Source organism: Telluria beijingensis (genome assembly GCF_030770395.1).
Lineage (GTDB): Bacteria > Pseudomonadota > Gammaproteobacteria > Burkholderiales > Burkholderiaceae_D > Telluria > Telluria beijingensis.
Genome location: NZ_CP132480.1, coordinates 390,222 through 404,033, shown reverse-complemented (window position 1 = coordinate 404,033; position 13,812 = coordinate 390,222). Strand labels below are relative to the sequence as shown.

Annotated in this window: 9 protein-coding genes; 2 read left to right on the top strand and 7 right to left on the bottom strand. The window is 65.6% G+C overall.

All coding sequences use genetic code 11. From position 1 onward, the window contains the following. Positions 1–9: 9 nt before the first annotated feature. Together Q9246_RS01775 and Q9246_RS01770 are read left to right on the top strand one after the other, a co-directional pair. Complete coding sequence (locus Q9246_RS01775; RefSeq protein WP_306394971.1) at positions 10–1,623, top strand: alpha/beta hydrolase fold domain-containing protein; 1,614 nt, start codon at positions 10–12, stop codon at positions 1,621–1,623. Further along, positions 1,620–3,818 (top strand): prolyl oligopeptidase family serine peptidase, encoded by a 2,199-nt coding sequence (locus Q9246_RS01770; RefSeq protein ID WP_306394970.1) that lies wholly within the window; start codon positions 1,620–1,622, stop codon positions 3,816–3,818. The genes Q9246_RS01775 and Q9246_RS01770 overlap by 4 nt, the downstream gene beginning before the upstream one ends. Positions 3,819–3,893: 75 nt before the next feature. On the opposite strand, the gene Q9246_RS01765 is transcribed toward Q9246_RS01770, so the two are convergent. The 7 genes from Q9246_RS01765 to Q9246_RS01735 form a co-directional block, all read right to left on the bottom strand. Continuing rightward, a complete protein-coding gene (locus tag Q9246_RS01765) occupies positions 3,894–4,997 on the bottom strand; it encodes a ribonucleotide-diphosphate reductase subunit beta (protein ID WP_306394969.1) in 1,104 nt (367 codons plus the stop codon). Between the two features lie 200 nt (positions 4,998–5,197). Continuing rightward, positions 5,198–8,119: a ribonucleoside-diphosphate reductase subunit alpha gene (locus Q9246_RS01760; protein WP_306394967.1), complete on the bottom strand. Its 2,922-nt coding sequence runs from the start codon at positions 8,117–8,119 to the stop codon at positions 5,198–5,200. A gap of 591 nt (positions 8,120–8,710) precedes the next feature. After that, positions 8,711–10,222, bottom strand: a complete 1,512-nt coding sequence (locus tag Q9246_RS01755) for a sigma-54-dependent transcriptional regulator (RefSeq protein WP_306394965.1) — start codon at positions 10,220–10,222, stop codon at positions 8,711–8,713. Between the two features lie 3 nt (positions 10,223–10,225). Next, complete coding sequence (locus Q9246_RS01750) at positions 10,226–11,878, bottom strand: two-component system sensor histidine kinase NtrB (protein ID WP_306394963.1); 1,653 nt, start codon at positions 11,876–11,878, stop codon at positions 10,226–10,228. Then, positions 11,879–12,127 (bottom strand): PP0621 family protein, encoded by a 249-nt coding sequence (locus tag Q9246_RS01745; protein WP_306394961.1) that lies wholly within the window; start codon positions 12,125–12,127, stop codon positions 11,879–11,881. Continuing rightward, positions 12,127–12,930, bottom strand: coding sequence for a cytochrome C assembly family protein (locus Q9246_RS01740; RefSeq protein WP_306394960.1), 804 nt, complete (start codon positions 12,928–12,930; stop codon positions 12,127–12,129). Before Q9246_RS01740 ends, Q9246_RS01745 begins: the two co-directional genes overlap by 1 nt. A gap of 84 nt (positions 12,931–13,014) precedes the next feature. Continuing rightward, a complete protein-coding gene (locus tag Q9246_RS01735; protein WP_306394958.1) occupies positions 13,015–13,812 on the bottom strand; it encodes an ABC transporter ATP-binding protein in 798 nt (265 codons plus the stop codon).

Here is a 13,812-nt window from a genome sequence, read left to right as displayed (position 1 = left end):
AGAATCTCGATGAGCGACAAGTTTTCTCCCCGCAGCCCCCGCGACCTGATCGACCTGGTACGCAGCCAGCCGCTGGCCTGGATCGTCTCCGGCGCGGCCGGCGACCTGCAGGCAACCGTGCTGCCGGTGCAGCTCGAATGCGACGCCGATGGCCAGCCGCTGCGTATCCTGGGCCATTTCGGCCGCAGCAACGACCACTGGCGCCAGCTGATGGACACCCCCCGCGCCACCGTACTGCTGCTCGGACCACAAGGTTATATCTCCCCTTCCTGGTTCGCCGACCGCACCCAGGCGCCTACCTGGAACTTCGCCAGCGCCCGCTTCGACGTCGACGTCGACATCTGCGACACGCCGCAAGACGCGGCGGCGCTGCTGCGCGGCCTGGCCGACGACCTGGAGCAGGATCGCCCCGCCGCCTGGCGCATCGAAGACATGGGCGCGCGCTACGACAAGCTGGCGCAAGGCGTGGTGGGCTTCCGCGCGCGCATCCTGCACGTGACCAGCAAGTTCAAGCTGGGCCAGGACGAGCGCGACGACGTCTTCGCCGACATCTTGCGCGGCCTGGAACTGACCGGCGCCGACGAACTGGCCGGCTGGATGCGCCGCTTCGGCGACCAGCGCGCCCCGGTGGCGGCGCTGCCACCGCCCTCCCCGCTGGACCCGGACATCATGCGCTTCATCGACGACGTGCGCGACACCGGCCGCCGCCTGAGCGCCGGCCGGGTACTCGACTGGCCGGCACGGCGCGCGATCGCCGAACAATCACGCCTGCCATGGCAGGCCGGCGGCCCGCAACTGGCCAGCGTGACGGAACAGGTGGCCGATACCGAAGCCGGGCCGGTGCGCCTGCGCTTCTACGATCCCGCGCCGGGTACGGCGAAGCCGGCGCTGGTCTATATGCACGGCGGCGGCTGGGCGCTGTTCAGCCTCGACACCCACGACCGCCTGATGCGCGAGTATGCAGCCAGGAGCGGCATGACCGTCATCGGCGTCGACTACGCGCTGGCGCCGGAAGCGCGTTATCCGATTGCCCTGAACCAGGTGGTGGGGACGGTGCGCTGGCTGCGCGCACATGGCGCGCAATTCGGTATCGACATTGAACGCCTGTCCCTGGGCGGTGATTCGGCCGGCGGCAGCCTGTCGTTCGGCGCGGCGCTCAAGCTGCGCGACGCCGGAGAGCATGACGCGGTCAAGGCCATCCTCAGCATCTATGGCGGTTTCTCGCCCGACCCGTCGCCCGCCGCGCGCCAGCGCTACGGCACGCCGGACGATATGCTGACTTCCGACGAGGTCGACGAATTCTGGAACATGTATATCGGCAGCGTGGCCGACCGCCGCGATCCCTACCTGGCGACCTTGCTGGCCGACCTGCGCGGCATGCCGCCGGTCTTCCTGTGTGTCGCCGAATGCGATGTGCTGACGGAGCAGAACTACCTGATGGCCGGCCGCTTGCTCGAAGCCGACGTACCGGTCAAGATCAAGGTGTATCCGGGCGCGCCGCACAGCTTCATCGAGGCGATGGAAGTCTCCAAGGTCGCAAGCGACGCCATCGACGACGGCGCGGCCTGGCTGCGCCAGACGCTGTCCCCTTCTTCCAACTCTATCAGCAAGGACGCCGCATGATCGACCGCCGTCAATTCCTCGTCTCCGCCAGCGCATTGGCGGCCAGCGCCTTCAGCCCGGTCATGGCAGCCAGCGTGGCGCCACGCCCCTGGCCGTTGCCGCCGCAGCACAAGCGTATCCCGACCGACGTGGGCGGCCTCGGTTACTCGCGTATGGACGATTACGCCTGGTTCCAGCCAAAGGACTGGCACGCCGTGCTGCGCGCGCCGGATTCGCTGGACGCCCCGATCAAGGCGGCGGTGAAGCTGGAGAACGACTACACGGACGCCATGCTTGCGCCCTCCATGCCGCTGCAGAAGGAGCTGATTGCGCGCATGGAAGCGCTCGACGCGCTATCCGGCACGCCGGTCGAGATCCGCAGCGGCGACTACCTGTACTACGAACGCACGCCGCCCGGCAGCGACTATCCCGTGTACCTGCGCCGCCTGGCGTCGGGCGGCCCGGAACAGGTGCTGCTCGACGTCGGCCTGGAGGCGAAGGGCAAGAAGCACTACAAGCTCGGTTGGATCGCGCCGAAGCATAGCCACGATGGCCGCCTGTTCGCCTGGGCCGCCGACCGTACCGGCGCAGGCATCTTCTCTGTCTTCGTACGCGACATCGCCAGCGGCGAGATGCTGGTGTCGGACATCACCAATGGCCACAGCGGCTACACGCTGTCACCCGACGGCCGCTACCTGTACTGGATCGGCCGCAGCGACAAGGGCCGGCCGTCGACCGTCTACCGGCGCGAGATCGGCAAGCCGGGCGACACGCTGATCTATGAAGAGAAGGACCCGGCTTTCTTCATCGCCCTGCGCACCACGGCGGCGGGCGGCTACGTGGTGATCAAGATGTTCAACGGCGAGATGGGCGAAGTGCGCCTGGTGCCGATGGACAAGCCGACCGCCACGCCGGTGCTGGTAGAACCGCGTACCGCTGGCCTGCGCTATGACATCGACGAGTGGAACGGCCAGTTACTGGTGCTGACCGACGCCGACGGCGCGGTCGACTTCAAGCTGATGACGGCCAGCGCGGCTTCTCCTGCGCGCGCCAACTGGAAGCCGTTCGTGGCGCATCAGCCGGGCCGCTTCATTGCCGCCGTCCATCCGTTCAACGGCTATCTGGTACGCGAGGAGTGGCGCGACGCGCTGCCACGGCTGGTGGTCATGGCGCCGGATGGCAAGGAACGCGAGATCGCGTTTGACGAAACAGCGTACGCGATCAGCGTGCCGCTTGACCAGGGCGGCAATGCGCCGACCATGGCCTTCAGCTACCAGTCGCCGCGCACGCCTCGCGCCGCCTTTACCCTCGACCTGGCCAGCGCAAAGTTCACGCCCGCCGGCGCCCCGGTCGTCTCCAAGGCCTACGACCGCGAGCGCTACGAAGTGCGGCGTTTCAACGCCAAGGCCGAGGATGGCGCGCTGGTGCCGATCACGGTCCTGATGCGCAAGGGCCAGAAGCTCGACGGCAGCGCCCCGCTCTTCCTGTACGGTTACGGCTCCTACGGCGCGACGATCGACGCCGAATTCTCGCCAAGCGCGATCGCCTTGGTCGAGCAAGGGTGGATCCACGCCATCGCCCACGTACGCGGCGGCGCCGAGCGCGGCACCGAGTGGTGGAGGTCGGTGCTCAAGCAGGGCAAGAAGAAGACCTTTACCGACTTCATTACCTGCGCCGAACACCTGATTGCCGAGCGCTACACGAGCAAGGGACGCATCGTGGCGCATGGCTTCTCGGCCGGTGGGCTGTTGATGGGCGCGATCTATACGATGCGGCCGGATTTGTGGGCCGGCGTGATCGCGCAGATGCCGTTCCTGGATGTGCTTACCACGATCGAGCATTACGAGAATCACCCGTTGGGGACGACGTCGTTCCCGTTCTGGGGTGATCCGCGGGTGCCGGAGGAGCATGCGTATATCGCGACCTACTCGCCTTACGATCACCTGCGCAAGGCGGCGTATCCGGCCTTGCTGGCACTGGGCAGCGTGGCCGATGATCGAGTGGCGTTCTGGGAGCCGCTGAAGTTTGCCGTCAAGGCGCGCAGCCTGACCACTGCCGGCAGTCCGATCCTGTCGCGGACCTTGCTCAATGCGGGACATATGGGCGATCCAGGGGCGACGGCACAGCGGGCGCAGCAGGCGTCGTTCATGGCGTTCGCGGTGTGGTCGGCAGACAGGAAATGGGGTCAGGCGCCGCAGCGTCCAAAGGCGGCGTAAGCGACGTAATAGACACCCCGAATAACAAAACCCCGCAGTAGCGGGGTTTTGTTATTCATGCGACGCCAGCAAACATCAATCCCAGCTCAGCGTGCCACCAGTCTGATACTCGGTCACGCGCGTCTCGAAGAAGTTGCGTTCCTTCTTCAAGTCGATCATCTCGCTCATCCACGGGAACGGATTCTCTTCATTCGGGAACAGCGGCTCCAGGCCGATCTGCACCGCGCGGCGGTTGGCGATGAAGCGCAGGTAGCCCTTGAACATCGGGGCGTTCAGGCCCAGCACGCCGCGTGGCATGGTGTCTTCGGCGTAGCGGTATTCCAGGTCGACCGCTTCCAGGAACAGGGCCTTGATCTCGTCGCGGAATTCCGGCGTCCACAGCTGCGGGTTTTCCATCTTGATCGTGTTGATCAGGTCGATGCCGAAGTTCACGTGCATCGACTCGTCGCGCAGGATGTACTGGTACTGCTCGGCGGCGCCGGTCATCTTGTTCTGGCGGCCCAGCGCCAGGATTTGCGTGAAGCCGACGTAGAAGAACAGGCCTTCCATCAGGCAGGCGAAGACGATGATCGACTTCAGCAGCTTCTGGTCGTTCTCGACCGTGCCGGTCGTGAAATCGGGGTTGGTCAGGACGTCGATGAACGGGATCAGGAACTGGTCCTTGTCGTGGATCGACTCGATCTCGTTATAGGCGTTGAAGATCTCGCCTTCGTCCAGGCCCAGCGATTCGACGATGTACTGGTAGGCGTGGGTGTGGATCGCCTCTTCGAAGGCCTGGCGCAGCAGGTACTGGCGGCATTCGGGTGCGGTGATGTGGCGGTAGGTGCCCAGCACGATATTGTTCGCGGCCAGCGAGTCGGCGGTCACGAAGAAGCCCAGGTTGCGCTTGACCAGGCGGCGCTCGTCTTCCGACAGGCCGTTCGGGTTCTTCCACAGCTCGATGTCGCGCTGCATGTTCACTTCTTGCGGCATCCAGTGGTTCGCGCAGCCGGCCAGGTATTTGTCCCATGCCCATTTGTACTTGAACGGCACCAGCTGGTTGACGTCGGTCGAGCCGTTGATGATGCGCTTGTCGTCGGCGTTGACGCGCTTTGCCACTTCGGCGGCGGGGGCGCCTTCAGGGTTGGCGGCTTGTGGGGCGCGCTGGGCGCTGGTTGGTTCGTCGTCCCAAGAGAGCATGGTGATTTCCTTCTGGTGTGAGTCTGTCGCGGGGACCGCGTCACAGATCACGAATAGTGTTGTTGGTAGTCGTCCGCCGGAGGGAACCTTTGGCGTTTGCGCAGTGCTGGCAAACTTGGGTTCCCGCCTTCGCGGGAACGACGGTGTTGAGGTTACGGGTGCGAGCGAACCAGACGGTTGGCCCGCACCTGGTTACAGCATTACTGGCAGGCTTCGCATTCCTCGAAACCGTCGTCGCCTGGACGCAGGTAGCAGGCGGCGCCTTCGGCTTCCGGTGCGGCCGGAGCTGCCGCGACTGGCGCGGCGGCCGCCGGTGCTGCGTGACCTGCCTGCAGGCCGCCCGAGACCGGCACGGCGTTCAGGGCGCCGGTACGGGTGGTCGACTTCTCCAGGTGGGTCGCGGCGATGGTGCGCAGGTAGTAGGTGGTCTTCAGGCCGCGCAGCCATGCCAGCTTATAGGTCTCGTCCAGTTTCTTGCCCGAGGCGCCGGCCATGTAGATGTTCAGCGACTGGGCCTGGTCGATCCACTTCTGGCGACGCGAGGCGGCTTCCACCAGCCACTTCGGCTCCACTTCGAAGGCCGTTGCATAGATGTCGCGCAGGTCTTGCGGCACGCGGTCGATCTTGGACAGCGAACCGTCGAAGTATTTCAGGTCGGCGATCATGACTTCGTCCCACAGGTCGCGCGCCTTCAGGTCGCGCACCAGGTACGAATTGATCTCGGTGAATTCGCCCGACAGGTTCGACTTCACGTACAGGTTCTGGAAGGTCGGTTCGATGCAGGCCGACACGCCGATGATGTTCGAAATGGTCGCGGTCGGGGCGATCGCCACGCAGTTCGAGTTACGCATGCCGAACTGCTTGATGCGCTCGCGCACCGGGGTCCAGTCCATCGATTCGCTGGTGTCCTGCTCCAGGTAGCCGCCGCGTTCTTCGGCCAGCAGCTTGATCGAGTCCTGCGGCAGGATGCCGCGGTCCCACAGCGAACCGGTATAGGTGTCATAGCGGCCGCGCTCTTCGGCCAGTTCGGTCGACGCCAGGTAGGCGTAGTAGCAGACCGCTTCCATCGAAGTGTCGGCGAACTTGACGGCTTGCTCCGACGCGAACGGGATGCGCATCATGTGCAGGCAGTCCTGGTGACCCATGACGCCCATGCCCACCGGACGGTGGCGCAGGTTCGAATTGCGCGCCTTGTCCACCGCGTAGTAGTTGATGTCGATGACGTTGTCGAGCATGCGCATCGCGGTGCGGATCGTCTTTTGCAGCTTGACGTGGTCCAGGCCATCGCCCTTCATGTGCTGCGGCAGGTTCACCGAACCCAGGTTGCAGACAGCGATTTCGTCGGCGCTGGTGTTCAGGGTGATCTCGGTGCACAGGTTCGACGAGTGCACCACGCCCACGTGCTGCTGCGGCGAACGGATATTGCATGGGTCCTTGAAGGTGATCCATGGGTGGCCGGTCTCGAACAGCATCGACAGCATCTTGCGCCACAGGTCCAGCGCTTCGATCTTCTTGAACACCGCCATTTCGCCATTGGCCGCCTTGGCTTCATAGGCCAGGTAGGCTTTCTCGAAAGCCTTGCCGGTCAGGTCGTGCAGGTCCGGCGTTTCGGATGGCGAGAACAGGGTCCAGGCGCCCTTTTCCATCACGCGCTTCATGAACATATCCGGAATCCAGTTCGCGGTGTTCATGTCGTGGGTGCGGCGGCGGTCGTCGCCGGTATTCTTGCGCAGGTCCAGGAATTCTTCGATGTCCAGGTGCCAGGTTTCCAGGTAGGCGCAGACCGCGCCCTTGCGCTTGCCGCCCTGGTTCACTGCCACCGCGGTGTCGTTGACCACTTTCAGGAATGGCACCACGCCTTGCGAACGGCCATTGGTGCCCTTGATGCGCGAACCCAGCGCACGGACCGGGGTCCAGTCGTTGCCCAGGCCGCCGGCGAACTTCGACAGCAGTGCGTTCTCTTTGATAGCGTCGTAGATGCCTTCCAGGTCGTCGCCGACGGTGGTCAGGTAGCACGACGACAGCTGCGAGCGGCGGGTGCCCGAGTTGAACAGGGTCGGGGTCGAGCTCATGAAGTCGAACGACGACAGCAGGTTGTAGAACTCGATGGCGCGCGCTTCGCGGTCGTCTTCGCGCAGGGCCAGGCCCATCGCGACACGCATGTAGAAGGCCTGCGGCATTTCGATGCGCACGTCGCGCACGTGCAGGAAGTAGCGGTCGTACAGGGTTTGCAGGCCGATGTAGCCGAACTGCAGGTCGCGGTCGGCGACGATGGCTTTCGCCAGGCGCTCGAGGTCGTACTTGCCCAGTTCTTCGTCCAGCAGCTCGTTGTGGATGCCCTTCGCGATATAGCGCGGGAAGTAGCTGAGGTATTCAGCTGCTGCTGCGGCTTGCGGCACTTCGTGTTCGAAGACTTCCTTGCGGATGGTGTGCAGCAGGATGCGCGCGGTCACCTGGCTGTAGGCCGGGTCCTTTTCCATCAGCGCGCGGGCAGCCAGGATGGCGGACTTGTACAGCTCTTCGACCGGCACACCGTCGTACAGGTTTTTCAGGGTCTCGGCGACGATCGCGTCGGCGTCGACGTGTTTTTCCAGGCCCGAGCAGGCGGCATTCACCAGGGCGTGGACGTCGTTGATGTCCAGCAGGCGGCGCTCGCCGCCGTCGACCACGTGGATCTGCGGCGCGGCGACTGGCGTACCGCCAGCGGCTTCCTTGGCCGCGCGGCGCTCGTCCATGCGCTTGGCGCGGTACAGCACGTATTCACGGGCGACGTCATGTTCGCCCGAACGCATCAGCGACAGCTCGACCTGGTCCTGCACGTCTTCGATGTGGAAGGTGCCGCCGTTCGGCTGGCGGCGCACCAGCGCGGCCACGACGTTACCGGTCAGCTGTTCCACCAGCTCGCGGATGCGCGCCGACACTGCGCCCTGGCCGCCGGCCACGGCCAGGAAGGCCTTGGTCATCGCGACCGAGATCTTGGTCGGCTCGAAAGCGACGACGGCGCCGTTGCGGCGGATGACGCGATAATCGCCGCGCGCGACGATCTCGGCCGGGGTCTGGCCGGTCGACGCCGATCCTGGGGTGACGTGAGGGTTGATCGAGATGTTCTGTGCTGTTTGCATTGAGCCTCCAGGATGCGCGGTCGGACCGCTGCTTGTTTACACGGGGACCGTCTTGCGGCCTTCCGCGACCCGGTCCGTCAACAAAATTAAAAGAAAAACAATACCCTGCCAGCCGGTAGCCTGAGCTGGCAAACGGGAGAAGCAGGGTACAAATACTTAAATAAAGCGTGTCGGCAAGTGCTTAATTGGCAAATCGATGAACAAATTTGTGGGCAACTTGTGGACAACATGCGGACAACTTACTGCTAGCTACAGCGCTAGTGTCTTTCAGTCCACTACCACTACATCTAGTGCCAAGCTTTGATATGAGACTAATTGTAGTACCTGATTTGCGGTACAGGCAAGTGAATAAATGCCCAAAATTTTGGGTTTTAAGGTCTGTGCAGTCTTGACATTTGGCCGCCGCCCAAAAGAACGGAGCCTCGCGGTGAGCGAGCACTAACATCAGAAAATCTGCAGAGAAATGGCGAACTGGCTAGCCATTCTTTCACTCGTGAATATAGGGCAGGCCCGCCCTACCATTGGGCATTATGCACCAAAATAATTGCCGCAAAGTAACATAACCCGGCAACCGAACGGCGCCGGCAGGCTTCAGTCGTCCGGCGCGCAGATGTCCAGTTTCTGCATCTGGTAGCGCAACTGGCGCACGCTGATGCCGAGCAGGCTGGCGGCCTGGGTGCGGTTGAACTGGGTCTGCTGCAGCGCGCGCTGGATGATGTCACGCTCGACCTGTTCCAGGTATTCGGGCAGGTTGCTCGGCAACTCGGCCGGGCCGAGGGCGACCGGCGCCGGGGACGTCGCGGGTTTGGCCGGGGTGACGGCCGCGATGGTAGCCGCGCTGGTGGCCGGGACAGTGGTCGCAGCAGGGATCGAACCAGAACCGGTGTTCGACACCGGCGAAACCGGTTCCACAACCGCCGCCGGCGCGACTATTTCGCCCCGCCCCGCTTCCACTGGCCGCGCCGCCTTGAGCGACAGGTCGCCCACCTGGATCACGCCATCGTTGGCAAACGCCAGCGCCCGCTCCAGCACGTTTTCCAGTTCGCGCACATTGCCCGGGAAGGAATACGCCTTCAAGGCTTCCAGCACGCCCGGCCCCAGCGACGCCTGTCCCGGCCCGGCCAGCCGGTTCAATATGCCGCCGGCCAGCAGGGCCAGGTCGTCCAGCCGCTCGCGCAGCGGCGGCAGCGCCAGCTCGATCACGTTCAGGCGGTAAAACAGGTCTTGCCTGAACTTGCCGGTCTCGACGCAGCGCGCCAGGTCCTGGTGGGTGGCGCTGATGATGCGCACGTCCACGGGTTCTTCGCTGGTGGCGCCGATCTTGCGCACGCGCCGTTCCTGGATTGCGCGCAGCAGCTTGACCTGCATCGCCAGCGGCAGGTCGGCCACTTCGTCCAGCATCAGGGTGCCGCCGTTGGCCGCCTGGAAGAAGCCGTCGCGCTCCTCGGCCGCGCCGGTGAAGGCGCCTTTGCGGTAGCCAAAGAACTCGGCCTCCATCAGGGTCTCGGGGATCGCGCCGCAGTTCACCGCCACGAAGGGTTTCGCGGCGCGCGAACTCTGGGCGTGGATCTCGCGCGCGGCCAGTTCCTTGCCGCTGCCCGATTCGCCGGTGATGGAAATGGGCGCCATCGAGCGCGCCAGGCGCGCGATCTGCGCCCGCAGCGCCTGCATTGCAGGCGAGTGGCCGATCATGCGCGACGCAATCGCTCCATCGTCAGCCGTAGCCCCTCCACCCTCGGATAACTTGAGGGCCGAACGCACCATGACGCGCAGCGCGTCGAGCGCCACCGGCTTGGCGATATAGTCGAAGGCGCCGGCCTTGAGCGCCACCACCGCGTTCTCGGCGCTGCCGTAGGCGGTGATCACGGCGACCGGCGTGCCCTTGCCCGAGGCCGCGATCTCGCGCACCAGTTCCAGCCCCAGGCCGTCCGGCAGGCGCATATCGGTCAACACCAGCGCGTACTCGTGCTCGTCGAACAGCGCGCGCGCCTGGCGCAGGGTGGCGGCGCTGTCGACGTCCAGGCCCATCTTGAGCAGGGTGATCTCGAGCAGCTCGCGCAGGTCGGCTTCGTCGTCGAGCACCAGGATGCGGGGCGCGCTCATGGCCTAGTCCAGGGCGAAGGTGATGACAAAGCGGCCGCTGGCCTTGCGCGGCCCCAGCGCGGATGGGTCGAACCGGTATTCATAATCGAGTTTCGCATCGTTGTTCAGGCACAGCTCGCGCGCCAGGTAGAGTCCCAGGCCGGTCCCCTTGCTCGACGTAGTATAGAAGGGCTCGAACAGGTGGTCGCGCACTTCTGGCGTGATGCCGGGGCCGTCGTCCTGCACGTGCAGCTCGCGCCGCCCGGCGGCGTCGCGCGCCGGGAAGATGCGGATGCTGGCCGACTGGCGGCTGGCGTAGCGCACCGCATTGTTCAGCAGATTCAGTAGCACCTCGTGCAGGTGCAGCGGGTCGAAGCGCACCGCGCTACCGCCCGGATCGCCTATATAGACGATATCGGCCGCAATACCATGGATTTCGCAGAACTCGGCCTTCAGCTGCTCCAGGAAGGCGCCGAGCGCCACCGGCTCGCCGTTCGGCTGGGCCTTGCGCGACAGCTGCAGGATGTCTTCCACCATGCGGTTCACGCGGTCGACATTGTCGCCCACGATCTTCAGCAGGCGCACCTCGGCCGGGCCGTGCAGGTCTTCGGCCAGCAGCGCGGTGGCGTGGCCGATCGCCGACAGCGGATTGCGCACCTCGTGTGCGATGCTGGCGGTCAGGCGGCCCATCGAGGCCAGCTTGAGCTGCTGCGCCTGGTTCTCGATGGCGCTCACGTCCTGCATGAAGATCACGCTGCGGCCGGCCGCCTCGCCGCCGTCGGCCACGCGCGCGAAGCGCAGTTTCAGGTGCACCGGCTGGTCGCGCCGGCCGCGCACCTCGCCCGCGCCGTCGCCCTCGCGATAGGGTTTCAGGGTGACGAAGGCTTTATGGTTGTCGGGCGCGGCCAGCCAGGCGTCGAAGGCCAGCGCCACCGGCTCGAAGGCCGGCGCCGCGCGCAGCGAGAACGCCGCGGCGTCGGCCAGGCCCAGCATGCGGCGCGCCGCCGGGTTGCCGGTAAAGACCGTGCCCTCCTCGCCCACCACCAGGATGCCGTCGCCGACGTCGGCGATCACGATCTCGTTGATCGCCTGCTGGATACGCAGGTCGGCGCCGCGCTGGGACGCCAGTTCCTCTTGCTTGAGCAGGCGCGCCGCCAGCCGGTTGACCACCAGCACGCCGGCGAAGAAGGCGGCGCCGAACAGGCCGGCCTGCATCAGCGGCGGATCGCGCCCCTCGACCACCAGCTGCCACAAGTTCAGGCCGAGCAGGAACAGGGTCGCGACCGCCGCCGAGAACAGCGCCAGCAGCAGCGGCGCCAGGATCGCGGCGCCGGCCAGCGGGAACAGGTACAGGATGCCCAGGCCGCTGCGCATGCCGCCGGCGGCGATGTACAGCAGAGAGATCACCGCCAGGTCGATCCCGATCTGCACGCCGAGCTGGATCAGGAAGCGGTGCTGCCAGCGCGCCGCCAGTGCGAACAGCGCCGCCGCCAGCACGTAGAACACGCAGGTCTCGGTATTGACCGGGTCGGGCCGCAAGGCGCCGCTCTCCAGGTCGACGCCCAGGTACAGCAGCAGCACCAGGGCGATGAGGATGCGGGTGACGGTGAAGGTCTGGAGCGAGCGCCACAAGGTGGCCCGCGCTCCCAGCGACAGCTTGCCGGACGAGGCTTTCAACTACTTGGGCGGCAGGCGCACGTGGCCTGGCGAGCAGTAGTCCTGGCCGTCGGCATGCACCGACTCGGAGGCCGGGAAGTACATGCCGCAGTGGGCGCACTGGGCCATGGCCTCGATCTGGCCGGGTGGCGCGGCCGGGCCGCGCTGCATATTGGGCGGTGCCCCATGCTTCTTGGCCATCGCGCGCAGCTTGCTGCGCACGGCGAAGACGATGAGGACGATGAGGGCAATCCAGAACAAGATACGCATCAGTAGACTCCCCTGTGCAGGACGACTTCGAGCACGAAGCGGCTACCGACGTAGGCCAGCGCCAGGGTGGCGAAGCCTGCCAGCGTGAAGCGCAGCGCGGTCTTGCCGCGCCAGCCCTGCCACCTGCGCCCGGCCAGCAGCGCCGCGAACAGCGCCCACGAGAGCAGCGCGAACACGCTCTTGTGGTCGAGCAGCAGCGGCCGGCCGAACACCTGTTCGGAGAACACGAAGCCCGACAATACCGTCAGACTGAGCAAGACGAAGCCGATCCAGATCACACGGAACAACAGTTTTTCCATGGTGAGCAGCGCCGGGAGCTGGTCGAGCGCGGAGCCAAACCAGCCGCCGCCGGCGGTGCGGGTGTGCAGCCGCGTCTCTTGCAGTGCCATCAGCACGGCATGGAAAGCGGCGATGGTCAGGGTGCTGTAGGCCAGCACCGCGACCGCGATATGCCAGCCGAAGGCGGCGGATTTGCCGGCCAGCGGCGTCAGGGTGCCCGGGAACAGCAGCGGCAGCAGGGTGGCCGCCGCCGCGAACGGCATCACCAGGCGGCGCATGCCGTCGAGGGCGAAATTACGGTTCTCGAACCAGTAGGCGGCCACCGACACCCACAGCGCGCTGGAGATCATGATGGCGAAGCCGACCCGCAGCCGCCCCGGCACCATCACGTCCATGCCGAGCGCGACGCCATGCAGGGCCCAGGCCCCGGCGGTCACGCCCGAGATGACGGCGCCCAGCCGCGTCGGCAGCACGGCGCATACCGCGTACAGGAAGGCAGCGGCAAGGAAGAGGGAATTCTGCATAATAAGAGTCTACACCATCGGCGAACGCCGGGGGGAAGGCCCCTGCCCGCCGCTGACAACGCCGCATATGCATATGGCGGACCTTCAATCCACCGCCGCCATCCGCAACTCGTCGTTGTGATGCCGCTGCTGCTCTTCCATCACCATCAACCCCAGTTCGCGCTTGAGCTGGTTGAATTCCGACGCCGCCGGGTCGCGCGGGCGCTGTAGATCGAGCGTCAGGTCGCGCTTGATCGTCCCCGGCCGGTACGTCATCACGACGATGCGGTCGGCCAGGTAGATCGCCTCCTCGATGCTGTGGGTGACGAACAGGATCGTCTTGTTCAACTCGCCCCACAGGCGCAGCAGCTCGTCCTGCAGGTTGCGCCGGGTGAGCGCGTCGAGCGCGCCGAACGGTTCGTCCATCAGGAGGACCGGCGAATCGAGCGCCAGCACGCGCGCAATCGCCACCCGCTGGCGCATGCCGCCCGACAGGTCTTTCGGGTAGCGGGTGCGGAAATCGGCCAGCGACAGCATGCGCAGCAGTTCATCGACCCGGCGCTCGATCTCGGGCCCGCGCATGCGCTTGATCTCCAGGCCGAAGCGGATGTTCTGCTCGACTGTCATCCAGGGAAACAGCGCGTATTCCTGGAACACCATGCCGCGCTGCGGCCCCGGCCCGGTGACCGGGCGGCCGTCGACCAGGATCGTCCCGGACGACGGCGGCGCGAAGCCGGCCACCGCATTGAGCAGGGTCGACTTGCCGCAGCCGGACGGTCCGAGCAGGCAGACGAACTGCCCGCGCGGGATCTTCAGGTCGATGTCCTGCAGGGCCACCACTTCGTGGCCTTCGCCACCGAATACCTTGTTGACGCCTTCGATACGGATGTGGATGTCGCTCAT